Source organism: Ruegeria sp. C9, from assembly GCF_056537585.1.
Genome location: NZ_JBQFRU010000001.1, coordinates 154,269 through 178,760, shown reverse-complemented (window position 1 = coordinate 178,760; position 24,492 = coordinate 154,269). Strand labels below are relative to the sequence as shown.

Annotated in this window: 30 protein-coding genes; 20 read left to right on the top strand and 10 right to left on the bottom strand. The window is 57.4% G+C overall.

Annotation, left to right across the window (positions count from 1 at the left end):
• Positions 1-33 precede the first annotated feature (33 nt).
• The 3 genes from ACR0NE_RS00910 to ACR0NE_RS00900 are packed head-to-tail and all read left to right on the top strand — an operon-like array spanning position 34 to position 1,122.
• Positions 34-363 carry a metalloregulator ArsR/SmtB family transcription factor gene (locus ACR0NE_RS00910; RefSeq protein WP_170399088.1) on the top strand — a complete coding sequence of 110 codons (330 nt, stop codon included), beginning with the start codon at positions 34-36 and terminating at the stop codon, positions 361-363.
• Positions 351-779, top strand: coding sequence for an SRPBCC family protein (locus tag ACR0NE_RS00905; RefSeq protein WP_170399086.1), 429 nt, complete (start codon positions 351-353; stop codon positions 777-779). The genes ACR0NE_RS00910 and ACR0NE_RS00905 overlap by 13 nt, the downstream gene beginning before the upstream one ends.
• Before the next feature lie 22 nt (positions 780-801).
• Positions 802-1,122, top strand: coding sequence for a YciI family protein (locus ACR0NE_RS00900; RefSeq protein ID WP_170406852.1), 321 nt, complete (start codon positions 802-804; stop codon positions 1,120-1,122).
• A gap of 3 nt (positions 1,123-1,125) precedes the next feature.
• Here ACR0NE_RS00900 and ACR0NE_RS00895 read toward each other — a convergent pair whose 3' ends face one another.
• Complete coding sequence (locus tag ACR0NE_RS00895) at positions 1,126-2,124, bottom strand: asparaginase (protein WP_170596740.1); 999 nt, start codon at positions 2,122-2,124, stop codon at positions 1,126-1,128.
• 179 nt (positions 2,125-2,303) lie between these two features.
• On the opposite strand from ACR0NE_RS00895, the gene ACR0NE_RS00890 reads away from it, so the two are divergent.
• From ACR0NE_RS00890 to ACR0NE_RS00870, 5 genes are all read left to right on the top strand, one after another.
• A complete protein-coding gene (locus ACR0NE_RS00890; RefSeq protein WP_170399079.1) occupies positions 2,304-2,837 on the top strand; it encodes an invasion associated locus B family protein in 534 nt (177 codons plus the stop codon).
• A 176-nt stretch (positions 2,838-3,013) separates the two neighbouring features.
• Complete coding sequence (locus tag ACR0NE_RS00885) at positions 3,014-3,184, top strand: hypothetical protein (protein ID WP_170399076.1); 171 nt, start codon at positions 3,014-3,016, stop codon at positions 3,182-3,184.
• Between the two features lie 157 nt (positions 3,185-3,341).
• A complete protein-coding gene (locus tag ACR0NE_RS00880) occupies positions 3,342-3,662 on the top strand; it encodes a lysozyme inhibitor LprI family protein (RefSeq protein ID WP_480438911.1) in 321 nt (106 codons plus the stop codon).
• A gap of 77 nt (positions 3,663-3,739) precedes the next feature.
• Positions 3,740-4,927 carry a dual-specificity RNA methyltransferase RlmN gene (gene rlmN, locus ACR0NE_RS00875; protein ID WP_170406840.1) on the top strand — a complete coding sequence of 396 codons (1,188 nt, stop codon included), beginning with the start codon at positions 3,740-3,742 and terminating at the stop codon, positions 4,925-4,927.
• 225 nt (positions 4,928-5,152) lie between these two features.
• Positions 5,153-5,776, top strand: coding sequence for a cytochrome P460 family protein (locus ACR0NE_RS00870; protein ID WP_170399068.1), 624 nt, complete (start codon positions 5,153-5,155; stop codon positions 5,774-5,776).
• A gap of 3 nt (positions 5,777-5,779) precedes the next feature.
• Here the strand turns inward: ACR0NE_RS00870 and ACR0NE_RS00865 are convergent, their stop codons facing one another.
• The 3 genes from ACR0NE_RS00865 to ACR0NE_RS00855 form a co-directional block, all read right to left on the bottom strand.
• Positions 5,780-7,438, bottom strand: a complete 1,659-nt coding sequence (locus tag ACR0NE_RS00865; protein WP_170596744.1) for a U32 family peptidase — start codon at positions 7,436-7,438, stop codon at positions 5,780-5,782.
• Positions 7,439-7,501: 63 nt separating this feature from the next.
• On the bottom strand, positions 7,502-7,846 hold the full coding sequence (locus ACR0NE_RS00860; protein WP_170406831.1) for a hypothetical protein: 345 nt from the start codon (positions 7,844-7,846) through the stop codon (positions 7,502-7,504).
• The gene (locus tag ACR0NE_RS00855) at positions 7,843-8,760 is read right to left on the bottom strand and encodes a DnaJ C-terminal domain-containing protein (RefSeq protein ID WP_170399059.1); all 918 of its coding nucleotides are present in this window, start codon (positions 8,758-8,760) and stop codon (positions 7,843-7,845) included. Before ACR0NE_RS00855 ends, ACR0NE_RS00860 begins: the two co-directional genes overlap by 4 nt.
• 157 nt (positions 8,761-8,917) lie before the next feature.
• On the opposite strand from ACR0NE_RS00855, the gene ACR0NE_RS00850 reads away from it, so the two are divergent.
• Positions 8,918-9,301, top strand: a complete 384-nt coding sequence (locus tag ACR0NE_RS00850; protein ID WP_170399056.1) for a hypothetical protein — start codon at positions 8,918-8,920, stop codon at positions 9,299-9,301.
• Here ACR0NE_RS00850 and ACR0NE_RS00845 read toward each other — a convergent pair whose 3' ends face one another.
• Complete coding sequence (locus tag ACR0NE_RS00845) at positions 9,302-10,399, bottom strand: cystathionine gamma-lyase (RefSeq protein ID WP_170596746.1); 1,098 nt, start codon at positions 10,397-10,399, stop codon at positions 9,302-9,304.
• A gap of 3 nt (positions 10,400-10,402) precedes the next feature.
• Positions 10,403-11,245: an LOG family protein gene (locus tag ACR0NE_RS00840; RefSeq protein ID WP_170399048.1), complete on the bottom strand. Its 843-nt coding sequence runs from the start codon at positions 11,243-11,245 to the stop codon at positions 10,403-10,405.
• Between the two features lie 78 nt (positions 11,246-11,323).
• On the opposite strand from ACR0NE_RS00840, the gene ACR0NE_RS00835 reads away from it, so the two are divergent.
• The 5 genes from ACR0NE_RS00835 (at position 11,324) to dapD (ending at position 15,466) form a co-directional block, all read left to right on the top strand.
• The gene (locus ACR0NE_RS00835) at positions 11,324-12,235 is read left to right on the top strand and encodes a threonine/serine dehydratase (protein ID WP_170596748.1); all 912 of its coding nucleotides are present in this window, start codon (positions 11,324-11,326) and stop codon (positions 12,233-12,235) included.
• A 44-nt stretch (positions 12,236-12,279) separates the two neighbouring features.
• Complete coding sequence (locus ACR0NE_RS00830; protein WP_170596750.1) at positions 12,280-12,879, top strand: GntR family transcriptional regulator; 600 nt, start codon at positions 12,280-12,282, stop codon at positions 12,877-12,879.
• 121 nt (positions 12,880-13,000) lie between these two features.
• On the top strand, positions 13,001-13,588 hold the full coding sequence (locus ACR0NE_RS00825; protein WP_170596862.1) for a biotin transporter BioY: 588 nt from the start codon (positions 13,001-13,003) through the stop codon (positions 13,586-13,588).
• On the top strand, positions 13,581-14,546 hold the full coding sequence (gene bioB / locus ACR0NE_RS00820; RefSeq protein WP_170596752.1) for a biotin synthase BioB: 966 nt from the start codon (positions 13,581-13,583) through the stop codon (positions 14,544-14,546). Before ACR0NE_RS00825 ends, bioB begins: the two co-directional genes overlap by 8 nt.
• 92 nt (positions 14,547-14,638) lie before the next feature.
• The gene (gene dapD / locus ACR0NE_RS00815; RefSeq protein WP_170508970.1) at positions 14,639-15,466 is read left to right on the top strand and encodes a 2,3,4,5-tetrahydropyridine-2,6-dicarboxylate N-succinyltransferase; all 828 of its coding nucleotides are present in this window, start codon (positions 14,639-14,641) and stop codon (positions 15,464-15,466) included.
• Between the two features lie 52 nt (positions 15,467-15,518).
• On the opposite strand, the gene ACR0NE_RS00810 is transcribed toward dapD, so the two are convergent.
• Complete coding sequence (locus ACR0NE_RS00810; RefSeq protein ID WP_480438907.1) at positions 15,519-16,712, bottom strand: aromatic ring-hydroxylating oxygenase subunit alpha; 1,194 nt, start codon at positions 16,710-16,712, stop codon at positions 15,519-15,521.
• Positions 16,713-16,842: 130 nt separating this feature from the next.
• Here ACR0NE_RS00810 and ACR0NE_RS00805 point away from each other — a divergent pair, with 130 nt between their 5' ends.
• From ACR0NE_RS00805 to ACR0NE_RS00795, 3 genes are read left to right on the top strand one after another with little or no spacing between them, the layout of a single operon-like run.
• A complete protein-coding gene (locus ACR0NE_RS00805; RefSeq protein WP_480454429.1) occupies positions 16,843-17,085 on the top strand; it encodes a hypothetical protein in 243 nt (80 codons plus the stop codon).
• Positions 17,085-17,678: a TetR/AcrR family transcriptional regulator gene (locus ACR0NE_RS00800; protein ID WP_170514906.1), complete on the top strand. Its 594-nt coding sequence runs from the start codon at positions 17,085-17,087 to the stop codon at positions 17,676-17,678. Before ACR0NE_RS00805 ends, ACR0NE_RS00800 begins: the two co-directional genes overlap by 1 nt.
• A gap of 37 nt (positions 17,679-17,715) precedes the next feature.
• On the top strand, positions 17,716-18,060 hold the full coding sequence (locus ACR0NE_RS00795) for a hypothetical protein (protein WP_170596754.1): 345 nt from the start codon (positions 17,716-17,718) through the stop codon (positions 18,058-18,060).
• Here ACR0NE_RS00795 and ACR0NE_RS00790 read toward each other — a convergent pair.
• Positions 18,057-19,115, bottom strand: coding sequence for a transporter substrate-binding domain-containing protein (locus tag ACR0NE_RS00790; protein WP_170596756.1), 1,059 nt, complete (start codon positions 19,113-19,115; stop codon positions 18,057-18,059). The two genes, ACR0NE_RS00795 and ACR0NE_RS00790, sit on opposite strands and share 4 nt — an antisense overlap.
• A 207-nt stretch (positions 19,116-19,322) precedes the next feature.
• On the opposite strand from ACR0NE_RS00790, the gene dapE reads away from it, so the two are divergent.
• Genes dapE through rnr form a run of 3 tightly spaced genes read left to right on the top strand, consistent with a single transcriptional unit; the run spans position 19,323 to position 23,357 of the window.
• Positions 19,323-20,462, top strand: coding sequence for a succinyl-diaminopimelate desuccinylase (dapE, locus tag ACR0NE_RS00785; protein ID WP_170596758.1), 1,140 nt, complete (start codon positions 19,323-19,325; stop codon positions 20,460-20,462).
• A 3-nt stretch (positions 20,463-20,465) separates the two neighbouring features.
• The gene (locus ACR0NE_RS00780) at positions 20,466-21,041 is read left to right on the top strand and encodes a TIGR04282 family arsenosugar biosynthesis glycosyltransferase (RefSeq protein WP_170406802.1); all 576 of its coding nucleotides are present in this window, start codon (positions 20,466-20,468) and stop codon (positions 21,039-21,041) included.
• Between the two features lie 57 nt (positions 21,042-21,098).
• On the top strand, positions 21,099-23,357 hold the full coding sequence (gene rnr, locus ACR0NE_RS00775; protein ID WP_170596761.1) for a ribonuclease R: 2,259 nt from the start codon (positions 21,099-21,101) through the stop codon (positions 23,355-23,357).
• Here the strand turns inward: rnr and ACR0NE_RS00770 are convergent.
• Both ACR0NE_RS00770 and ACR0NE_RS00765 read right to left on the bottom strand, forming a co-directional pair.
• Positions 23,348-23,734 (bottom strand): DUF1801 domain-containing protein, encoded by a 387-nt coding sequence (locus tag ACR0NE_RS00770; RefSeq protein ID WP_170406797.1) that lies wholly within the window; start codon positions 23,732-23,734, stop codon positions 23,348-23,350. The genes rnr and ACR0NE_RS00770 overlap by 10 nt on opposite strands.
• Complete coding sequence (locus ACR0NE_RS00765; RefSeq protein ID WP_480438903.1) at positions 23,731-24,429, bottom strand: glutathione S-transferase family protein; 699 nt, start codon at positions 24,427-24,429, stop codon at positions 23,731-23,733. The genes ACR0NE_RS00770 and ACR0NE_RS00765 overlap by 4 nt, the downstream gene beginning before the upstream one ends.
• Positions 24,430-24,492 lie beyond the last annotated feature (63 nt).

Genomic DNA, 24,492 nt, shown 5'->3' with positions numbered 1-24,492 from the left:
TCCTTTAATTTAACTATTGTGTTAAATAAAGCCATGAATACGCTTCTGGTCACATTCTCCGCTTTGTCTGATGCCACTCGGTTCTCGATTGTCGAGCAACTGATGGACGAAGGCGAACTGCCCGTCGGTAATTTGATAGAAGGCAAGGGCATGTCAGGGGCCGCGATCTCGCGCCATTTGAAGGTTTTGCGCGAGGCCGGGTTGGTGCAGCAGCGGGTACACGGCACGCAACGGATGTACTCGGTGCAGCCCGAGGGTCTGCGCGCGATAGCCGAATGGACGATTTCGAAACGACATTTCTGGGAAAGCAGCCTCGACCGTTTGGAAGAGCTTATTGAAAGGGAAAATTCATGGCCGACCTGAAACTGGAACGAGATTTTCCCGTTAGTCCCGAGGTCCTGTTCGCATGGGTCAGCGATGGTGCGAAACTTCTGCAGTGGTGGGGGCCCGAAGGGTTGCATGTACCGGAACATGATCTCGACTTTTCGCGCATTGGTCCCTGGTATTCGGTTATGCAGAATGGCGAGGGTCAGCAGTTCAAAGTCTCGGGTCACGTTACCCATATCGATCGACCAAAATCTGTTGGATTTACGTGGGCTTGGCATGACGATCAGGACCAGCGCGGTGCGGAAAGCCATGTGACCTTTTCGGTTACCGCGACCAACAGCGGATCACGGCTGGTGGTTGATCACCGTGAACTTGTCGATGCCGAATCGGCCACGAACCACAACGAAGGCTGGACATCGTCGCTGCGCAAACTCGAAGCACTTTGCAAATAGGTTTTCATCAGGGAGGAGCGATATGCCCCAATATTTGTTTGTTTATCACGGGGGTCACACCCCAACCGATCCCGCCGAGATCGAGGCGACCATGGCCGCTTGGGGCGCTTGGTTTCAGGAAATCGGCGGCTCATTAGAGATTCCGGGAAATCCTGTAGGCCAGTCCTACACGGTCAGCAGCGGAGGGGTTGAAGACAATGGCGGATCAAATCCGGCCTCAGGTTTCACGGTGGTGAAGGCCGACAGCATTGAGACTGCAACCGAGATGGCCAAAGGCTGCCCGATGGTCGTGAATGGCTCGGGCTCGGTCGAAGTGGCCGAGGTGCACGAGATCGAGATGTAATCCTCAGCCGGGGAAGCCCGGTGCAGGTTTGATAGCGCCGCATTCCAGCCCACGACGGCTGTATTGTGTGGCATTCATGAATTTGCGAGTGGCCGGGTGATCGGCCTCTAGCACACCTAAATGCACTAGAATCGCGGCAATGGCGCATTCGCTGGCGCGGGTAGTGCCGTCAGTGATTTTAAGCGCAACGCCCATGCGCTTTTCAGGGATGATGGCAACAAAGACGGCCTCGGCCCCTGTCTTGATTGCAACGCGCCCGTTCATCGCTCGCATCAACTCGGTACAAGCGCGAGTTTCACCTGCGACAAGTTCGGGATGTTTCACCATCGCTTCTGTGAGCTGCACCGCTGCTTCGCTGGAGCGGTCTGAACGGTCTGCGGCAGAGGCAAACCAAGCCATTGATCGCGCAAGCCCTACCAGTGATGTCGCAAAATTTGGGGCGGAGCACCCGTCGATTCCGTAGGTGGGACTGGTTTCGCTTGTGGTTTCTTCGATTGCAGACAGGCAGGCCTGCTGAACAGGATGATCTATTTCCAAGTATTCCGGCCCGGCCCCCATATGCTGCGCCAAAGTAAGGAAGCCGCAGTGCTTGCCTGAGCAATTGTTGTGAATCTGGCAGGGTGTATCGTCCGCAAGAATCAACCCGTCGCGGGCCGCCATGTCGGCAGGTTCCTGTGGGCCGCAGCGCAGATCGGGCTCGGACAGACCGAGATGATCGAGCCATGCGGACACGCGGTCAGTATGGATATGCGCCCCGTTATGTGAAGCACAGGCCAAGGCCAGATGCTCGCTGTTCAAACCGTATTTTGCAGCCGCACCCGAGGTGATCAGCGGCAGGGCCTGGATCATTTTGGCCGAGGAACGGGGATAGATCGCCGCGTTTGGATCACCCCAGCTGCGCACGATCTGACCACTATCGACACAGATCACTGCATGGCCCATATGCAGGCTTTCCAACAGTGACCCGCGCCAGAGTTCTGTCATTGGTACGGCTTGTGTCATGTCCACCCCATCAATCATGCGCAAAAATCTGCCAATCGCCCTTTCGCCTGTGGCGAAACCTGCGTTAGTGTGTGTATGTCGACAATCATCGGAATACGCAACTGAACAGACGAACCGGCAGAGTTCGCACGTATTTCCGATGGGTATGAGGTAATAGGTCGGGCTAGGAGGCTGAACCGATGGGATTAAAGCTCGTCCGCGTGATCGCGGGCCTGTGCATGGCAGGAATGGCGACAACGGCAATTGCGCAGCAGGCGACCAGTACCAATCGCGTCGCTGCAAAAACGGACTGGAGCGTGTTTGTCGAGGACGACCCAACCGAATGCTGGAGCGTTTCTGCCCCGAAAGAGACCGTGAACACACGCGGTGGCCGGGTCGTTTCCGTTCGGCGCAGCGATATCCTGCTGTTTGTGTTCTATCGCCCGAATGCCGAGGTTAAAGGGCAGGTGACCTTTACCGGCGGCTATCCGTTTGCGTCTGGTTCTACTGTCAATTTGGTTGTCGATGGCAGCGAGTTCGAGCTGTTCACCGATGGTGAGTGGGCATGGCCTGCGACCGCCTCGGATGATGCCAAGATCGTCACAGCGATGAAGCGCGGAAGTGAGGCGGTGCTGACCGCCCGTTCGGAACGTGGTACGCAGACCAAAGACACCTTCTCGTTGCTGGGCTTTACGGCCGCGATTGAAGACGCGGAAACGCGCTGCACGAACTAAGCCACAAGCAGATCAAATTCCGAAACCCCGCTTTCCGGCGGGGTTTTATTTGTTTGGTCTGATCCTGTGTGTTTTCAGAAATTTACGCCACGTAGAGCGGTGTTTCTTGATCCGTGTCAAAGCCTGCTTCCCCGTTTTCTGAACTAATTAGTTCAGAATTTGTTGAGGAGTCGGCAATGAACTTAAGCAAAAACCTGGCAGTGCTCTTGATGGCGTCTGCGGTGATCCTTGCAGGTTGTGAGAAAGGATCGGAAACCTATCCGATAACGGGTGAGCAATGTGGTCCGGAAGATCCCGTAAAGACCCTGGATGCAGAAGATTGCTACATCCCGCCAGCAGTAAACTAACAACAATGGGCCGCTTAAGTTTCTGCTTTAGTGGCCCATCTTGATTGGGCGCGCATCTTGATCTGTGATAGACAGATATCTCTGTCTGGAGGATTGATGGATGCGATGGGCGTTTGTTTTTTTGATGTTTCCGATATCCGCAAGTGCGGATCCAACTATGGAGTGTATTGACGCCGGTTCGCAGGTGGAAATTGGATCTTGTGTTTCGGATATGGAGTTGCGGGTAAACGCTGCGATAGACTCCAGCTATTCGCTGGCGCTTGGCTCCGCACAAGAACTGGACGAGGTCACCGGACGGGTCGTCGCAGTGCCTGCGCTGGAGGCCTCGCAAAACGCGTGGGTGGCCTATCGCGATGCGCAGTGCGAAGCGGTAGGTGCTTCGTTCGGCGGAGGATCGGGTACGGGGATCGCCATCACAGCCTGTCGGGTTGACCTTGGCCGGGCGCGAGTTGACGAATTGTTGCGTTACGCAAATTGAAGCACGAATTCTTTTGATCTTTACGTGTGTTCCTATATAGAGGCGCATCCCAAGCCAGAATCCACCGAGATACGCCAATGTCGCCCAAAGCGCCGATCACTCAAGACGTCATGACCATCCCCCGCAAACTGCCCGAGGGTAAGATGAACCTTGTCGGTTTGACCCGCGATCGATTGCGTGAGGCGCTAATTGAACACGGCACGCCCGAAAAGCAGGCGAAGATGCGCACGGGGCAGATTTGGCAATGGATCTACCAATGGGGTGTGCGTGATTTTGGTGAGATGACCAATCTGGCCAAGGCCTATCGCACGCAACTGGCCGAGCAGTTCGTAATCGAAATCCCCGAAGTCGTGACCCGTCAGGTTTCAGAGGACGGCACCCGCAAGTATCTGTGCCGCATCGCGGGCGGGCATGAGGTTGAGGTTGTCTATATCCCTGAAGATGATCGCGGAACTCTATGCATTTCATCTCAGGTGGGCTGTACTCTGACCTGCTCCTTCTGCCACACGGGCACGCAGAAATTGGTGCGCAACCTGACAGCGGCCGAAATTGTCGGGCAGGTCATGATGGCGCGTGACGATCTTGAGGAATGGCCAACACCGGGTGCGCCCAAAGATGAAACACGCCTGCTGTCAAATATCGTGCTGATGGGTATGGGCGAGCCGCTTTACAACTTTGAAAACGTCCGTGACGCAATGAAGATCGCGATGGACCCCGAGGGGATTTCTCTGTCCCGTCGCCGCATCACGCTGTCGACCTCGGGTGTGGTACCCGAGATCGCGCGCACGGCTGAAGAAATTGGATGCCTGTTGGCGATCTCGTTCCACGCCACCACTGATGAAACTCGCGACGTACTTGTTCCGATCAACAAGCGCTGGAATATCGAGGAACTGCTGCAGGCGTTGGCCAGCTATCCCAACGCGTCGAATTCTGAACGGATCACGTTCGAATACGTGATGCTGGATGGCGTGAACGACAGCGACGAAGACGCGCATCGCCTGATCGCTCATATCAAGCGCCATAACATCCCGGCCAAGATCAACCTGATCCCGTTCAACGAATGGCCGGGCGCGCCCTACAAGCGCAGCTCGAACAATCGTATCCGCGCCTTTGCGAACATCATCTATCAGGCGGGCTATGCCTCACCCATCCGCAAAACGCGGGGTGAGGATATCATGGCGGCCTGTGGCCAGTTAAAATCGGCCACCGAACGGGCCCGGAAATCGCGAAAGCAGATCGAGGCTGAAGCCGGGCTAAACCGCTAAGGGCATGCGCCGTGGCTTCACGCGAAAAACTTAATGAATTGAGTGCTGTTTCCTTGTTCAAAATTTGGTATCTTCGGCGCAGACCCGCTCTGGATGGGGAACTCACCGACAGACACAAGGTGGTGAGATTGCCGGGGCGGTGCTGGTAACACCAATTAAGGCCGCTACCATTTTTCTGAAGCAAAGCGGCATTTAGGCGAACTGATCAGTCAGGGAGGCCACAATATGATTGTAAGTCACCGGCAAGTCTTGGGTATCGCGGCTGTTCTGGCGATCTCGGGATTTGTTCTCCACGCGGCATCTGCTCAGACCAAAGATCAGGATGCGCATTTGGCGATTGAAAACCCAGCTGATCTGACCAAGGAGCAAGCGCAGAAACACTATCAGTCATTGATACGACGCATGTCGCGGGGTTATGCGGCGGCACAGATGGACTTGATCCGAAACTATCAGAACTGGCCTTTGTTCAACGATGCGCCCTACATCTCGGCCACGCATGGGCAGCGCTATGTCAACAGCTATGCGAACCGCATGGCCCACAACTACGGCACATTGCAAGAAGGCGAAGAGCTGCCTGCAGGCTCGGTCCTGGCCAAAGACAGTATGACTGTCACAGATGAGGGCAATATCCATCCCGGTGCCCTGTTCGTGATGGAGAAACTGCCAGAAGGCACCAACCCGGAAACAGCCGACTGGCGTTATATCATGGTGATGCCGGACGGTTCGCTGTTCGGTGATACGATGGGCTTTCGCGCGTCAGAGGTCGATTATTGCCATGTCTGCCACGAGGCCGTCGCGGACCGGGACTATACGTTTTACGTACCCGAAGAGTATCTTGTCGCAGAGTGATCTTCAGGCCGCCGGGTCAGGCAGCTTCAGCTCGGTCGCTTCCTGACGGCTCAGCTGCTCACCCTGTTTGCGTTTGGATAGGACCTCGCGGGCGAGCGCGTATTTCTCATCCTGCCAGAAGATCAAACAGCCGTTGCAGCCTTTGCCGCAACATCCCTCGGTTCCGATACGATTGGTTTTGAAGCGGCGCTCATTGCCGTCTTCGCCGATTTTCTCGACCAGCTCGTCACGACGGCGGGTATAGGCCTTAGGGTTGTCGCGACCTGAGGTTTCCAGCCCCTGCACCAGCTTGTCAAAGCGGATGCGGCTCCAATGTTCGTCGGTCAGGGCACGTTCTTTGCGCAGGACGGAGTAGACCGGGAAGCGGGCGCGCAGATCGTCGATATCCTCGTGATCGAACAGGGTGAAGGGAAGGCGGATGATGGTTTTGGTACTGCCGTGCACCACGTCCAGCCGCGCCCCATCATGAGCGCGTTCAAAGTCATAGACCCGCAGCAGAACCGTCTCGCGCGAAATCGGAGAGACGAAATCCAATACATCCCCCGGTTCCAGCTTGTTTTTCACCTCGACCAGAAAGGCATCCTCAGTTACCTCGGTGACGATCCCGGCATATTCCCACTGCGCAATCGAGGCTGTGTGTTCGTAATCATGTGCATAATTGGTCAGGCGGCCTTCGTGGAAAGCCAGCGTGTAGCCGCGGTTCCCGACTGTTTCGAGTTCACGCATATAGGGCTTCGGGTCCCAGTTCTCAGGATCGGCGTGATAGTCGTCGATGGCCATACGATAGGCGCGCGCGACGATGGCGGCATAATACTCCGATTTACCGCGCCCTTCGACTTTCAGACTGTCGACACCGATCTTCAAGTATTCATCCAGCTTGGGCATGATGCACAGGTCGCGGGAATTGAGGATGTAGGATCCCCGATCATCCTCTTCGATGGGCATCAAATCACCGGGGCGACAGCCTTCTTCCAGCAGGAATTCGAATAGGTCGGCGTTTTCATCGGTAATGCGCAGCTCCTGATGCGTTCCATCTTTCAGACGCAGTTTCAGACCATAGTTCCAGCGGCAGGAATTGGCGCAGTTGCCCTGATTGGCCCCGCGTTCGGCCATGAAGTTCGACAGTAGGCAGCGGCCCGAATAGGTCATGCACATGGCCCCGTGCACAAACGCCTCAAGCTTGATGTCCGGGCATTTTTCGCGAATCTCGACCAGTTCGGGATAGGAGACTTCGCGGGCCAGCACCACAAGTTCAGCCCCCTGATCCTGCCAGAACTTCACCGACAGCCAAGAACAGATATTGGCCTGGGTTGAGATATGAAGCGGCAATTCAGGCGCTCGTTCGCGGACGTATTGGAACACGCCGGGATCAGCGATGATCAACCCGTCGGGTTTCACCTTGCGGACGGTGTCGATGTATTCATCGAGCTTCGGAATGTCCTTATTGTGCGAGAACAGGTTCAGTGTCAGGTACGCGCGCCGGCCATGGTTGTGGCAGAACTCGACCCCCTCGATCACCTCTTCCAGCGAGAACTCGGATTTAGTGCGCAGCGACATATCCGGTGTGCCCAGATAGACCGCATCCGCGCCATACAGGATAGCGAGTTTCAACTTACGCAGATTGCCCGCAGGCATCAGCAATTCGGATCTGGACTGGGTCATGGGGATACCGGGCTAAGGATCAAGGGCGCCTTCTACGCCAAAATCCCGGCTCCCAAAACCCCGTTAACTGCGACGGAATCGCGCTGTTCCGATCACTTCGATCAGTTGTTGGCGAACCGGTTCCGGTTGCGCCTCGACCGCGTTCAAAACCTCGCGCAGTTCGGCGCGTAGCCCATGCATCTGGTCGATCAGAGAGATCATCATCGACAGTGCATCGGCCTCCATGTCGTACTGGTCATGCAGTTCGCATGCCAGTTCCAGACGAGCAACGTCGATACGCTGATATCGCAGCCCTTGCTCCGATTGCTCGGGGATCACGATCTCAGCGGCCAGATATTCGGTCAGGCGATCCGAAGTCAGGCGGGCGATGGCGTCGATCAGTTCGGCTTCGGTCAATGTGCGGCTCATGACGGCATTCCTTTGCGTGGATCATAGCCGTGGGTTTCGCGCCATGTCTCCATGAAGTGCTTCAATTCATCGTCTACCTTGTCTGGCATTGCGACGGTCAGTTCTATGAACTGATCGCCCCGCTCGGACGAGCCGCGTTTCTTGACCCCTTTGCCACGCAGGCGCAGGGTTTTGCCGCTGCTGGTCCCCGCTGGGACACTGACATTGACGCCACCGTCGATGGTAGGGGCGGGAACCTTGCCACCCAGAACGGCCTCATCAATGGTGATGGGCAGCGTGATGTGGATGTCATCGCCTTGACGGTCGAACACCGGGTGATCGGCAACCGAGATCGTCACAAGCGCATCGCCGGGAGGCCCATCGCCGTACCCCGGGGCCCCTTTGCCACGCAGGCGGATGGTTTGCCCGGTCGTGATGCCCGCAGGTATCTTCACTTCAATCCGGTTCCCATCTGGCAGGGTCAATTTCTGGCTGGCTCCGAAAACGGCATCCAGGAAGCTGATCTGCAGCGAGTAGTTCAGGTTGTGGCCCGGTGCATGGAATTCCTGCGTGCGCTGTCCATATCCACCCCGCCCGCGCATGAATTCGGCAAAGATGTCGGACATATCGTCCTGTTCAGCCGCGTGACCGCGATAAGGGTTGCCAGCAGCCTCGGCATATTCGCGATAATACTGCTGCTGCGGACGTTCCTGACCCGACGCATCAATTTCGCCATTGTCGTAGCGTTTGCGCGTCTCGGGGTCTTTCAGCAGGTCATAAGCAGCAGCAGCGGCTTTGAACTTGGCCTCTGCCTCGGCATCGCCCGGCTTGAGGTCCGGGTGGCATTCTTTGGCGATCTTCCGATAGGCTTTCTTGATCTCGGCATCGCTAGCGTCTTTGGCGACGCCAAGTACGGAATAGGGATCGTCGCTCATCTTGCCTCTCGTCGATGTGGGGTTTGGCCTTGATGAAGGTATTTTATCAATTGATTTCAACAGGTCAAAAAGAAGAGGCGGCTAAATTGTCTCGTAAATCTGTCAAGCTCTGCTAATATTAAGATGTTTCAGATTGATCATTGACGGAGATCACCCCATGACGCGCAGGCTCAAATCGGTGCTGGCATTGCTGGCTGGGAACGCCATCGGGCTGCTTTTGGCCAGTTTGCTGCTGTCAGAGTTTGCGATCCGACCGATTTCCTTCATCGTGGTAGTAGTCGTGTTCACCCTGGTCCAGGTGATAGCCGAACCGCTGATCCTGAAGCTGGGGGAAAAGAAGGCGCCGGCGCTGAAGGGCGGAATTGCCTTGATCGTAACCTTTGTTGGCCTTCTGGTCACCGATCTGATCACATCCGGTCTGACCATTGGCGGTATCTCAAATCTGTTGGCCGCAACCTTGCTGGTATGGTTGGGCGCTCTGATCGGCAGTATTGTGCTGCCGATCTACGTGTTTCCCGAACTGCGCGACCCTAAGAAATAGTCATATCGCGCCTAAACTGGCCTCGATGGCCTGCCACAACTCGTCCACCGGTTCGCACCCCACGGACAGGCGGATGAAAGCAGGATCGACAGCATCCCCCCAACGGGCGCGCCGCTCGGCCGAACTGTGGACGCCGCCGAAGGATGTAGCCGGACGCAGCAGTGGGCAGCTGTTGATGAACTGTTCGGCTTTGTTCTCGGTCTCAAGCGTGATGCTTAGCAGAAACCCGAAGCGCGTGGTTTGAGCCGTCGCCAATGTGTGCGCCGGATCATCGGTCAGTCCGGGATAGCGGATCTGTTTCACGGTCGGGTGCGCCGCCAGCCGTTCAGCCAGTATTTGTGCTGAGCTACACATCCGATCAAACCGCACATCCAGAGTCTCCAAACCCCGATGTAGCAACCACGCTTCATGTGGCCCCGGGATCGCACCGGAGACGCGGCGCCATTCCTCAATTCGCTCCATGATTTGCGGATCGCGGCTGGCTAAATGACCCATCAACAGGTCCGAATGCCCACCCATCGCTTTGGTATCTGAACTCACAACCACATCGACGCCAAGGTCCAGTGGGCGCTGGCCCAATGGGGTCATCGTAGTGTTGTCGGCGATGGTGATGCCGCCGGCCTCGCGCACCGCCTCGGCAATTGCACGCAGATCAAGCATGTCCAGACCGGGGTTCGAGGGGCTTTCCAGAAACACAACATCGACTTCATCAAAGCCACCTTCGGCAAAGTCGGTGGTTGGGCGTTCGATAACCGAGACGCCCAGATTTGACAGGAACCGATCAGCCAAAAGGCGCGTCACATAATACCCGTCGGACGGGATCAGCAGCCGCGACCCGGCTTGGACCGTCGCAAACAAGGCCGCCGAAATCGCACCCATACCCGAAGGAAAGCTGAGGCAGGGTGCATCTTCGAGATGCGACAGAACGTGTTCCAGATGCACCCAGGTCGGGTTATCGACCCGGCCATAGCTGGCATGCCCATCCGGCGCGCCGGGCAGATGGTACATGCTGCTTTGGGTCAACGGCAGGGCCACAGGCTCGCCTTTGTTCAGAGCATTCCCGCGCAGGTGCAACATTTCTCCGGTCTTCGGGCTCATGGCTCAGCGCCCCGGTATTTCATCGCGTGGGGGCGCGGGTTCCCAGTTCTCGATGATCTCGACTGCCTCTTGCGCAGTGTCGACAAAGCGGAACAGGTCAAGATCCTCGTCCGAGATGGTGCCCGCATCAGCCAGAGCCTCCCAGTTGATAACCTTCTCCCAGAACTCACGCCCGAACAGCAGGAAAGGGACGCGATCCATGCGGCCGGTCTGGATCAAGGTCAGGGATTCGAACAGCTCATCCATGGTGCCGAAGCCACCGGGGAAGATGGTGATGGCGCGGGCGCGCATAAGGAAGTGCATCTTGCGGATGGCGAAGTAGTGGAAATTGAAGCTGAGATCAGGCGTCACGTATAGGTTCGGAGCCTGTTCGTGCGGAAGCACGATGTTCAGGCCGATCGAACACCCGCCCGCATCCTGTGCACCACGGTTACCCGCCTCCATCACGCCGGGGCCGCCACCGGTGACGATCACATTTTCGCGGCAGCCTGTCTGATTTGACTTCTCGGTCATCAGCCGCGCAAACTCACGCGCTTCATCGTAGTATTTCGACAGCCCGGCCAAGGTCTCGGTCCGCGCCGTGTGTTTCTGAGCGGGTTCCGGAATGCGCGCGCCACCGAACATGACGATGGTCGAGGTGATCTCACGCTCGGTCATGATCATCTCGGGCTTCAGCAGCTCCAGTTGCAGCCGCACGGGGCGCAGCTCATCCCGGCACAGGAAGTCATCATCAGCGAAGGCAAGGCGATAGGCCGAAGACCGCGTCTGCGGGGTATCCGGCACTTCGCTCGCGGTCGAGCGGTCGGTCTGAGCGTCGCGAAAGGGGCTGAGGCGATCTTCTCTCATATGCGGTGTTCCCTGCTTGCGTGTTTCCAAAACAGCTATAGGGTTCGCGGGCAGAGTGCCAGTCACGGAAAGACAAGAATGGATTGGAAAAGTGAAATATTGGCAGCGCGGGACCGCATTGCCGGACACGCACAGGTCACGCCAGTGATGGAAAGCCAAATTCCGGGCTATCCGGTTGAAATGAAACTTGAACATATGCAGCACACCGGCAGCTTCAAAGCGCGCGGGGCGTTCAATACCCTGCTCAGCATGGATGTGCCTGCGGCAGGCGTCGTGGCGGCTTCCGGTGGCAATCACGGTGCGGCAGCGGCTTATGCCGCGCAATCACTGGGCTATCCAGCGAAGATTTTTGTGCCCGAACTTGCAGGTCCCTCCAAGATTGCGCTGATCAAGCGGATCGGGGCCGATCTGAGTGTTGTTCCGGGTGAATACGCAAATGCACTAACCATGGCGCAGGCGCATGAGGAAAGCACCGGCGCCATGCAAATCCACGCCTATGATGCGCCAGCGACGGTGGCAGGCCAGGGGACATGTTTTGCTGAATGGGACGCGCAGGGCTTGCAGGCGGACACAGTATTGGTGGCCGTGGGAGGCGGCGGGCTGATTGCCGGAGCTTTGGCATGGTTTCAGGGTGCGCGCAAAGTCGTGGCGGTCGAACCGGAAACCTCTTGCGCGCTGAATGCGGCGTTGGCTGCGGGCGAACCGGTTGATGTTTCCGTTTCGGGCATCGCAGCGAACGCACTGGGCGCACGGAGAATTGGTGAGATTTGCTTTCGGCTGGCCCAAGGTATGAGTTCGGTTCTGGTTTCTGACGATGCGATAGCGCAAGCCCAGAATGCTCTGTGGCAGACGCATCGAATACTGGTTGAACCAGCAGGGGCTGCTGCGCTTGCCGCACTGATTTCGGGCGCTTACCAGCCGGAGCCGGGTGAGCGTGTCGCAGTGCTGATTTGCGGCGGGAACATCGCGCCAGATCCGCTAACAGGTTGAGAATACGGCTTGTAGATGTTGTTCATGGATTTTATCTATAATTCATGACCGCAACCATTGCCGACACAATCTATAATGCCCTGAGCCAGAAAATCATCACCGGCGATCTTCCTGCCGGTGAAAAGCTGCGTCAGGACCATATCGCGCGCGACTTTGAGACCAGCCATGTGCCGGTGCGCGAAGCACTGCTGCGGCTTGAGGCGCATGGATTGGCCAAAAGCGAACCGCGAAAGGGCATGCGCGTCACCGCGTTGGACCCTGCCGAAGTGCGTGAAGTGATCGAAATGCGTGTCGCGCTGGAAACGCTGGCGATGCAGCATTCCGTGCAAAATATGACGCCAGCTGCTCTGAAAGTGGCTGATGATGCGCGAAAGGCATGTGATCAGGCTGAAAACATGCCTCAATGGGAGGCGCGGAACAGGGTCTTTCATCGTGCCATCCTGACACCTTGCGGGTTGCCCCGTCTTTTGCATGCTGTCGATGATCTGCACATTGCCAGTGCCAGGCACCTGTTTGCACATTGGCGGCCCAAATGGGTGCAGCGCGTCGATACGGATCACGCTGCGATCATTCAGGCACTGAAGAGCAAAGACGTTTCCGCCGCAACCTCGATACTTCTGCGCCATATCCGTCGTGCAAGCTGATACTTTCTGCCTTTGAAACTACAATCTGTGCCTCCTCAGAAGATTTGACTTGATTTTTAATAGATAAAAATGATGACTAGTTCCGAATCTATGCAATATTATCTATAAAAAGAGAATGACGATGAAAGCCACTCTGCAATCCACCCTCCCGGTCGCCGGAGTAATAACCCCTGCGGGTCAGATCCTTCGTGTCGCGTTGGGTATTCTTCTTTTGACCGCCAGTGCAAAAGTCCAGGTGCCATTTTGGCCTGTGCCCATGACCCTTCAAGTCGCCGCTGTCATGGCTGTCGCCGCGGCATTTGGGCTGCGTCTCGGTTCTGCAACCGTGATCGGCTACATGGTCGCCGGGGCAGTGGGTTTGCCCGTGTTTGCCGGAACGCCCGAAAAAGGCATCGGGCTGGCCTATATGATGGGCGGAACCGGAGGTTATTTGCTGGGTTTCGTGGTCGCCTCGGTCATGGTTGGATGGGCAGCGGACAATCTGCGCAAACTGTTTCTGGTTCCGGCGATGCTGGCTGGGCTTGCGGTGATCTATGCGCTGGGTCTGGGTTGGTTGGCTCAGTTCGTGCCTGCAGACAAGGTTCTGGTTTACGGTTTCAGCCCTTTCATTCTGGGTGATCTCGTGAAGATTGCATTGGCAGCCGTTCTCGTGATTGGCCTGCCGACGGGTCTGATGCAGAAAATCCGTGGGCCGCAGCCAGATGCTTGATACCGGGCAAGATATCCGCAGCGATTGGACCGTGGATGAAGTGGAGGCGCTGATGCGCCTCCCAATGTTGGATCTGGTAGGTCGCGCAAATGTAATTCACCGGACGTATCACGATCCAAACGACATCCAAAAAGCCAGCCTGCTGTCGATAAAAACCGGAAGCTGTCCCGAGGATTGCGCCTATTGCCCGCAATCCGCTCATCATCGCGAGGTCGAGCTGACCAAGGAAAAGCTCATGAACCCTGCGCATGTCATCTCGCTTGCCAAACGGGCGCGCGATGCGGGGGCTGAACGGTTTTGCATGGGTGCTGCATGGCGTCAGGTGCGCGACGGCGAAGAATTCGACAATGTGCTGGACATGGTGCGGGGCGTGCGTGATCTGGGCATGGAGGCTTGCGTCACCCTGGGCATGCTCAAGCCACATCAGGCCAAACGATTGGCCGAGGCGGGACTTACCGCGTACAATCATAACCTGGATACTTCGCCGGAATTCTATGGCGAGATTATTGGAACTCGTACCTATCAGGATCGTTTGGAGACCCTCAGCTATTGCCGGGACGAAGGTATTGATCTGTGCTGCGGCGGCATTATCGGTATGGGTGAAAGCCTGCGGGATCGTGCCTCGCTGTTGCAGGTCCTTGCGAATTTTGACCCGCATCCCGAAAGCGTACCGATAAACGCGCTGATCCCGATCAAAGGCACGCCGCTGGCGCATCTAGAAAAAGTAGGCATTTTTGATCTGGTGCGCATGGTTGCGACCGCGCGGATCGCCATGCCGCAAACACGGGTGCGCTTGTCGGCAGGACGGTCGGACTTTTCAACTGCCGAGCAGGCTTTGTGCTTTCTAGCTGGCGCAAATTCGGTTTTCTACGGCGATGTGTTGCTGACCGCACCCAATGCCGGAACCCAAAATGACCGGGATATGTTTGCCGCACTCAGCGCACTTACCGATGATTGACGCAAACCGAGGTATCCGCGACGCATTGCGCCATGGGTCTCGCTTGCGTATAGGCCACATCAACGTGAACAGATTCTCTAGGGAGACGCCCCATGTCCAATGCGCAACTGGAAGCCGCCATCGAAGCCGCCTGGGAAGTACGTGACACAATCACCCCTGCGACCACTGGCGAGCAACGAGAAGCAATCGAAGACACGCTGAGCGCGCTGGACAGCGGTTCGCTGCGAGTGGCTGAAAAGCTCGACAGTGGTGATTGGCACGTGAACCAGTGGGCGAAAAAAGCAGTTCTGCTGGGGTTCCGCATCAAGGACATGGAAATCCAGACCGGAGGCCCGCAAAACGGCGGCTGGTGGGATAAGGTTGACAGCAAGTTCGCCGGTTGGGGTGAAAACCAGTGGCGCGCGGCAGGATTCCGCGCCGTGCCAAACTGTGTGGTCCGCAAGTCGGCCTATGTCGCACCGGGTGTGGTGCTGATGCCTTCGTTTGTGAACCTTGGTGCTTATGTCGATGAAGGCACGATGGTTGATACCTGGGCCACCGTTGGTTCCTGCGCGCAGATCGGCAAGAACGTGCACTTGTCGGGCGGCGTCGGCATTGGAGGCGTACTGGAGCCGATGCAGGCCGGTCCGACCATTATCGAGGACAACTGCTTTATCGGTGCGCGTTCGGAAGTGGTCGAAGGCTGCATCGTCCGCGAGGGTTCGGTTCTGGGCATGGGCGTGTTCATCGGTAAATCCACCAAGATCGTAGATCGCGAAACCGGTGAAGTCATGTATGGCGAGGTTCCGCCCTATTCGGTGGTTGTTGCGGGTTCGATGCCGTCCAAGAACAATGTAAGCCTGTATTGCGCGGTCATCGTGAAGCGCGTCGATGAAAAGACCCGTTCGAAAACTGGGATCAATGAGCTACTGCGTGACTGATCCCGTCGTTTCAGTTTGAATAGGCCGCAGAGTGCATGCTCTGCGGCCTTTCTTATTTTGGCATGAACTCCAGCACTGTTTGCTGAAAGAAATCAATCGCCGCCTCACCTCCGGCCCCTTTGGCCAGAGGGCCGACTTGATATCGGGGCGATTGAAGGGCGCGCTGCATCTTTTCGCACACCCAGACATCCTCGGTCTGAAAATCCCCCGTCTCCAGTGGGTGCTGGGTCCAGTGAGAGGATTTGATCCGACCGGATTCCGGGTCGTATCCGGGTATGTCCGCCGCGCGATGCGTATAGGTGAACCAGCCTTTAGGCGACCAGTTTCTGACCCGCAGAAGTGTTGTGTTGGCATCCACTGGTTCCATGGTCGATATCGAAAACCCCCAGGGGTTTGGCGTCAGGATCGTGGTCGGAAACAGCATGTAGACCCCGCCATAGCCCGGCGTTTCGGCATTCCGTACCGTTTTCAGGCCGGACCCTTTGGCCGAGTTTTCAACAAACTGAGGGATACGATGTTTGACGCCTTCGCGCTCGGTCGACCACCAGACCATGTTTTGGCCAAAAACCTCCCAAAGATTCTTGTCATGGGTTGGCCCGCCCAACGTGTCTTTGTGCAGATAGGCCAGATGATAGCCGTCTATTGCATTTTCAAAGAAGACCTTCCAATTGCAGTTGATCTCATAGACCACGTCGTCGGGGTTCTCTTGTAGCTCGCTTGATGCCAGATCATGAGGCCAAGGTATTTGAGCCAGATCGCCAAGCCACGCGTCAAAGCTTTGATCCGGTTCTGGGTGAACAAAAACAAGGTTGCGGAAGACACCGACTGAGGCACCGAACAACGCGGTTGCCTTCTTGTCCAGGTCCGGAAAGCACTCGCGCTGGGCTGGTACTCCGCGCAAAGCGCCATCCAGATTGTAGACCCAGTTGTGATAAGGGCAGACAATGGTTTTGCCTGCGTTGCCACAGCCTTCCAGCAACTCGGTTCCGCGATGGCGGCATTGGTTGTGGAAGGCGCGCAAGTCGCCATTTGCGTCCCTTATGACGATCAGAGCGTAGGCTCCGGCCTGAATTGTCCTAAAATCGCCGGGTTCGGTGAAATCCATAGTCACGCCGGCAAAACTCCAGCACTTGCTGAACAGGGTTTTCTGTTCGGCCTCATACCAACTGTCCGAGACATATGCCTCACGCGGCAGTTGTTGCTTGGGTTGATCCGGAAGTGCGTCAGGCGGCATTGTCGAGTCCATTTATTGTCAAAAATGATAATCATCAATATTGACAATAAACCTTCGAATGTCCAGATTTCACCTTAAGATTTTTCTGAACCCGCTTGGAGGCAGGATGACTTTTATTCAAACCCTGAGGAATCAAAGGTGGATGACACTGCTAATTCTGGCGGCGCTTCTTGTCTCGACCTTCGCCGGGTATTACGGCCTTTGGGGTCTGTTGTTCATATTTTGGGGGCTCTTGGCGGTGCGCTCGGGGCAGGCCTTCTTGATCGAACCGATAAACCGCGCGACAGATCCGGCACTGTTCTGGTCGCTGACGGGTTTGTGGACCGGTTTGGGCGTTCTCTACGTTCTAGCGGATGTTTTTCCACCAGTTGCGAACGGATTCTGATGCCCCGTCCCAGTATGAAAGACGCCAGATCCGAGCAAATCCTGAACGCATTTATGCGTTGTGTCGCGCGGTATGGGCTGGATGGCTCGACCCTGGCGCGCATATCAGAAGAGGCAGGCGTCGGGCGGCCATTGCTACGCCACTATCTGGGCAACCGGGATGAGATGGTTCGCAAGCTGCTGGATCACGTCCTGAAAGTCTTCGCGGATCAGGTTGAGGCGCTCTTCGACACTCTGCCGTGCACTGATCGGGTTGCAGCGATGCTGGACGCTTTGTTCGGACGCGGCACCTATTCTTCGGAAAGTGCCGCGGTGTTTGCTGCTTTGGTCGCAGCCTCAGAAAGACACGCGGATTTGCGAGAACCCTTGCTTGGGTTTGTCTATGACTTCGAGGCAAGGATCGCTGCTGAAATCATGAACGAACTGCCTGCTGCCAATGTGCAAGGGGTCCAAGCCGTGGCAGCGGGTATGTCCGCAATTTATTTCAATACGGATGCTGTGATGCCATTGCGACCCCGGGCGGAATGGCGCGACACGCAGCGCGTGGCAGCGCAGATGCTGTTGGACCACCTATACGCCAGCACCTGCGACTGAGTTGACCGTGCCATCGGGCCAGCGTATTGCGGGCACTATGGAAAAGCAGAAAAAACCTTCGCGCCAGCAAGTCTATACGTTGTTGGTTCAGATCGGTCGCAAAGATGGCGACGGCCTGCCCGAAGACGCGACCGGGGCGGCGTTGATGTGTTTTGCCAGCGGCGTGGACGAGGCCGAAGCCGTGCGCGAGACAGTAGCGATCCTGAAGCAGGCCGATACTGCACCGCTGGATGTCACCGGCTATGGCACCCTGGCCGAGCGTGAGGCGCAAGGACATGATATCGATCCGGATGAGCGGGCATTGATGCAACGGGCGCTGGATGAAAACGCGGTTATCGTGGCACAGATGACGCCATTCTTCGGCGACGAGGAAACTGCTTAGTTTCTCACCCCGAACCACTTGCGATAGATTTCGTCATAGGTGCCGTCTTCGCGCAGGGACAGCAGCGCCTGATTGACGTCTTCGACCAATGGCGATCCGGTTGGAAATGCGATCCCATAGTTTTCACGCAGGAAGATGCCCCCGGTCATTGTCGCCATTCTGCGCCCTTCGTGGCTTGCATAATAGGACAGGATCGGAGCATCGAAAACGACCGCATCCAAATCCTTATTCTCAAACGCGTTCAGCATGTCCTGCAGATCGCCATAGCCGGTATAGTCGATCTCGCGCCGGTTCAGGAAACTGGCGGCGGTTGAATCGGAAATCGTCCCGACCTGTTTGCCGTAAAGGTCGTTGACCGAATTGACGCTGCCGGTGATTGCGTCCACCGTCATCACCGAGGTGATCCGGGCCGTGAAAACGGAGACGATGAATAGGGATGACACCACCAGTACTACACCCAACAGGCGGCCAAACGGGGTGCGCGGCATCCGCTCTTCAAAGCCACCGTTCACCACCAGGTTGAGGGCCCACCAGAACGACGGGAACCACGCCTCATTCAATTTGCGATCAAAGTAGGGCTGCGCGCGTTTCTCAAAACACCACATCAGCATGCCGCCACCAAGCAGGATCGCAAAGGCCAGCCCGATGGCGATGAACAATTCCCGAGACAGCAAAGCGTGCAACAGCGATGGCTGGCGAGCGGCCTCTGACGGGACCATGATCTGTAATCCGGCCTCAAATATCGGTTGTGTGAAATCCATTCGGGTTTCGCGCAAGGCGGTGATCGATATATTAGCGATCGCCAGATCGGCAGAGCCATCCTGAACCGCGCCCAACATTTCTCCAAATGTCTCGACGCGGTTGATCGAGTATTCCCAGCCGAGCGATTCAGACAGTGCCGCCAGAAGATCCATCGAGAAACCGGTCTGGGCACCGTCCTCGACAAATGAGAACGGAGGACGGGTTACCGTTGTAACCGTAAGAGACTGGGCCTGGCTTTGCTGCGCAAGAGTCGCGAAAGTCAGGCAGATCAATGCGAAGAAGACACGCTTCATGTGGAATCACCTGTTTCGCGGCCCTCTAACTCACTTAAGGGCAGCGCGGCAAGGCAGCCGCTGGGTCAACGCTCATGTTTTGTTGGGGTGCAAAATCAAGCCGCTTGGGCATTCGGTCTCGGAATTCGACTATTCGGGGTTGGCAATCCGGGCAATTCGTTGAATCTGTGCACGAACACAGGCACCCCTAAGGACAAGAGGCCCAATATGACCGATCCAGTTGAGCTGACAGCAAATCTGATCCGTTGCCCATCGGTCACACCCGATGAAGGCGGGGCTTTGGTCTTGCTGCAGCAAGTGCTGGAGGAGGCCGGATTTTATTGCACTCGCGTAGATCGTGGTGGAATCTGCAACCTCTTCGCCCGGTGGGGGCAGAAGGGTCACGCGCGCAGCTTTGGCTTTAATGGTCATACGGATGTGGTTCCGGTAGGGGATGAAGCAGCCTGGACCATGCCCCCCTTTGGCGCCGAGGTCCGGGACGGGGTGATGTACGGCAGGGGCGCGACGGATATGAAATCGGGCGTGGCGGCCTTTGCGGCGGCGGCCATTGACTTTGTGCGCGATACGCCCCCGGTTGGGGCGGTGATCCTGACGATCACAGGTGATGAAGAAGGCGACGCGCTGGATGGCACGGTTGCTTTACTGGATCACATGGTCGCAACGGATGAGCGGATGTCGGTTTGTCTGGTGGGAGAACCCACTTGCCCGAACACGATGGGCGAAATGATGAAGATCGGCCGGCGCGGTTCGATGACTGCGTGGTTCACTGTGAGCGGAGTGCAGGGGCATTCGGCCTATCCGCATCGGGCGAAGAACCCGGTGCCCGCGATGGCACGGCTCATGGATCGGCTGGCCAGCCACGAACTGGATCAGGGTACCGACCACTTTGACGCCTCGACCTTGGCGGTTGTCACGATCGACACCGGTAATCTGGCGACAAATGTGATCCCGGCGCAATGTTCTGGGACAGTGAACATCCGGTTCAATGACCTGCATTCCGGGGCCAGTTTGAGCGATTGGTTGCAATCCGAGGCAGCCGCCGTTGCCGAGGCGTTCGGCGTCGATGTCGAGACCCGGATCAAGATCTCAGGCGAAAGCTTTCTGACCCCTCCCGGGCCGCTGTCTGATCTGGTGGCTCATGCTGTTAAGGCAGAAACCAATATCCGTCCCCAGCTTTCGACCTCGGGTGGGACATCGGATGCCCGCTTCATCAAAGACCACTGCCCAGTGGTTGAGTTTGGTCTTGTCGGGCGCACCATGCATCAGGTCGATGAATGTGTCGAAATGGCGCAAATTCATCAACTCAAGGCGATCTACACCCGTATTCTGATGGACTACTTCGCCTGATCCATGCAGAAAACGCTGGTCATCATGGTGAAAGAGCCACGTCCAGGGCGGGTCAAGACCCGTTTGGGGCGCGATATCGGCATGGTTGGGGCTGCTTGGTGGTTTCGGCATCAAACGCGATCTCTGATCCGGCATCTGCGTGATCCACGCTGGCAGATTGTACTGGCGGTCTCTCCAAATAGGGAGGGAATGAACAGTCGGGTCTGGCCTGTTGATTTACCCCGGAAGCCTCAGGGGCGCGGAGATCTGGGCGACCGTATGGGGCGGATGTTGCGCGGTGCTCCCGATGGTCCGGTGTGCCTGATCGGTGCGGATATTCCGGGCATCACAAGGGGTCACATTGCGCGGGCCTTTCGCGCGTTGGGCCGGGCTGAGATGGTGTTCGGGCCATCCCCGGATGGCGGCTATTGGTTGGTTGGTGCTCAGCGTTATGGCGCGTTGCCTTCGGGGTTATTCCGCGATGTGCGCTGGTCAACGGAACACGCGTTGAAAGACACACTGAATTCGGTTCGCGGGTGCCGAGTAACGTTGCTGGATCACCTGAGCGATGTGGATACCGTGGCCGATCTGCACGGCTGACATCATGCACCGCTTTTTGACCATGACGCGGTCGCATGCCCGTGCTAGGCCAAACTCATGACACGCATTCCGACCAAGCAAGAGGTCCTCGACTGGATCTCGGCGAACCCTACCCTGACCTCGAAACGTGATATCGCCAAGGCTTTTGGCATCAAGGGCGCGGATCGGATCGACCTGAAGCGCATCCTGAAAGAGCTTGAGGCCGAAGGCCATCTGGAAAAGCGCAAGCGCAGCTATCGTGATCCGGATCGTCTGCCGCCGGTCAGCGTGTTGCAGGTAAAGGCTCCCAACGTAGATGGCGACCTGTTTGCGCGCCCGTTGGAATGGCACGGCGAGGGGGTTGAGCCCATCGTTCTGCTCGTCACGCGTGCCAGCGATCCGGCGCTGGGTGAGGGTGACCGCATTCTGGCCCGCCTGACCGTGGTGCATGAGGAAGATCACAATTACGAAGCCCGCTTGATCCGCCGCATCGGCACCAACCCGCGCAAGATCGTCGGCATTTTTCGCAAAGGGGCCGAGGGCGGACGGATCGTGCCCATCGACAAGGCTGGTCAGACAGAATGGCTGGTCGCGGACGGGGCCGTTCTGGGCGCCAAGGACGGTGAGCTGGTCGAGGCCGAGCAGGCCGGACCCAAGAACCGCATGGGCCTGCCGCGTGCGCGTATTGTTGAACGGCTCGGCGATCCGACCGCGCCCAAGGCTGTCTCATTGATCGCCATCCACCAACACGGTATTCCCGACGATTTCCCGGACAAGGTGATCGAAGAAGCCGACAAAGCCAAACCCGTCGGACTGAAAGGGCGTGAAGACCTGCGGGATATGCCGTTGCTGACCATCGATCCTGCGGATGCACGGGACCACGACGACGCCTGCTATGCCCATGCTGATGACGATCCCAAGAACCCGGGTGGCCATGTGATCTGGGTCGCCATCGCTGACGTCGCTGCCTATGTGAAACCCGGTACGGCTCTGGATCGCGAGGCGCGCAAGCGGGGCAACTCCAGTTACTTTCCGGACCGCGTAGTGCCGATGCTGCCGGATCGCCTGTCCGGCGATCTGTGTTCCCTGCACGAAGGCGTGCCGCGCGCTTGTATTGCCGTGCGGATGCAGATTGATGCCGAAGGCAACAAGATAGGCCACCGGTTCGTGCGCGGCCTGATGCGCTCTGCCGCCTCGCTGAATTATAACGAGGTGCAGGAGGCGATCGACGGCAACCCGAACGACCGCACCGGGCCGCTGTTGGATACGGTGCTGAATCCGCTTTATACCGCGTATGCTGCGCTGAAAAAGGCGCGTTCCGTGCGGCAGCCGCTGGAGCTGGACCTGCCTGAACGCAAAATCGTACTCAGCGATGCGGGTGAGGTGACCAGCGTCGCGTTCCGTGACCGGCTGGATGCGCATAAGCTGATCGAGGAATTCATGATCCTCGCCAATGTCGCCGCTGCCGAGACCCTGATCACCAAACGCCGCCCGCTGCTGTTCCGCGTCCACGAAGAGCCCGCGCCCGAAAAGCTGGAAAGCCTGAGAGAGACGGCGCAGGCGGCGGGATTAAACCTCGCCAAAGGGCAGGTATTGCAGACCCGACATCTGAACGCGCTGCTAAACGCCGCCGCTGGTACCGAGGATGCGGAGCTGATCAACCTGACGACCCTGCGGTCGATGGCGCAGGCCTATTACCACCCCGAAAATTTCGGCCATTTTGGGCTGGCTCTGCGGAACTATGCGCATTTCACTTCTCCCATCCGGCGCTATGCTGATCTGATCGTGCATCGCGCGCTGATCTCAGCCCATGGCTGGGGCAAGGACGGATTGACCGAGGATGAGATTGCACGGTTGGAAGAAACGGCGACCCATATCTCGGATACCGAGCGCCGCTCGATGATGGCCGAGCGCGATACGACTGATCGCTATCTGGCGGCCTATCTCAGCGAGCGGGTCGGCAATGAGTTTTCTGGCCGGATCAGCGGTATTGCCCGGTTCGGTGCCTTCGTGAAGATGGACGAGACCGGAGCGGACGGTCTGGTTCCAGTGCGTTCGCTGGGGCGAGAGTTTTTCCATTTCGACCGAGAGGCCGGGACGCTGATGGGCTCGGACACCGGGCTGATCATCGCCATTGGCCAGCGTGTCACGGTGCGGTTGACCGAGGCGACGCCGGTGACGGGCGGATTGGAATTGGAGTTGTTGTCCCTCGATGATCAGGCGCTGCCGCGCGGCCGTGGCCCCGCCAAGCGCGGAACGCGGCGCAAGGCCGCCAGCACAAAGCGCAAGAAGGACAAGATCAAGCGCAAGGTCGAACGCAAACGCCGTCAGAGGTGATAAGTAAGCGCGCGCGCAATCAGCCAGCCATGGCGCGTAGGATCAATCTGATCGGGCCGGTCGAACAGAATCGCGCGATTGCCGTCGATCCGATCCTCGCCAGGAAAGGCGGAAGTAAAATCCCCCATCAGTCGGCTTTGGCAATGCACGAACAACGCAAAACAGGCCGCCTTGTGTCCGCCCAAACGAATCGTCGAGCCTTTGGGCGCCAGATAGGCGGGCTGGCCCCACCGCAACGCTTCTTCCAGAGGCTGAGCGCGTGGCAGTGAGGCCGCGGTTTCGAATATCAACTCGCGCAGCGCTAGTGCCCCATTGCGCGTCTCTTCCGGTAGCGCCTCATAGGCTGCAGCGACTTTTTTGTCCTCAAAGGCTGTCATGATAGCGGGATCGCCTGCTCCATTCGGTCGATATAGCTGTTGAGCAGCTTATCTTGTTTAATCCGACGGGTCAGGGGGGTGTCTGATGGTGTCGCGCGCATCGCCGCCAGCATTGGACCGACGCTCATGTCCGCCGAGGTAGGTTTCTCTCCCATCAGATAAGGCGATTGCCAAAGATAGGCCGAGATCGCCTCAAAGTCGCGCTCCAGCCGGTCTTGTCGTTCGACGGGCGAAAAGCGGGATACACCTTGAAACGCGAGCCCCTTGAGAACGGATTTCCGGATCGAATTCGAAACCGGCTTGCGGATCAATGCGGGAATGACGGTAAAGAAAGTATCGCGCAGAATTGGCCAAACCTCATCATTGGCCCAACGGTCCTGGACGACATGGAAGTACAGATGTTCCTCGGCCATGCGGATCAGCGCGCGGGACTGGGCCTTTTGCAGGTCAGTCAGGCCAGCATCGAAATCGGCCCCCTGAGCCTCAAGCCAGTCGCGGATCAAGTCGCTGTCCGGAATCAGACGTTCAGGCGTGCGCAGAACCGGCAGCTTCTGGTGTGGCATATTGCGCGGGTCCAGCAGATCGGACCGTTGCCAGCGCAGGCCCGCGTTTTGAAGCATCAGGGCCGTTTTCACGCAGAATGGGCTGGCGCTGAACAGGCCAAAGGCAGAGGGGAAGGTGAGAAGGGTCAGCATCATCAGCTCCATAGTTGGGACGCCTGATGGATACGCCGGACTGATGACAGATTCTGACATTAG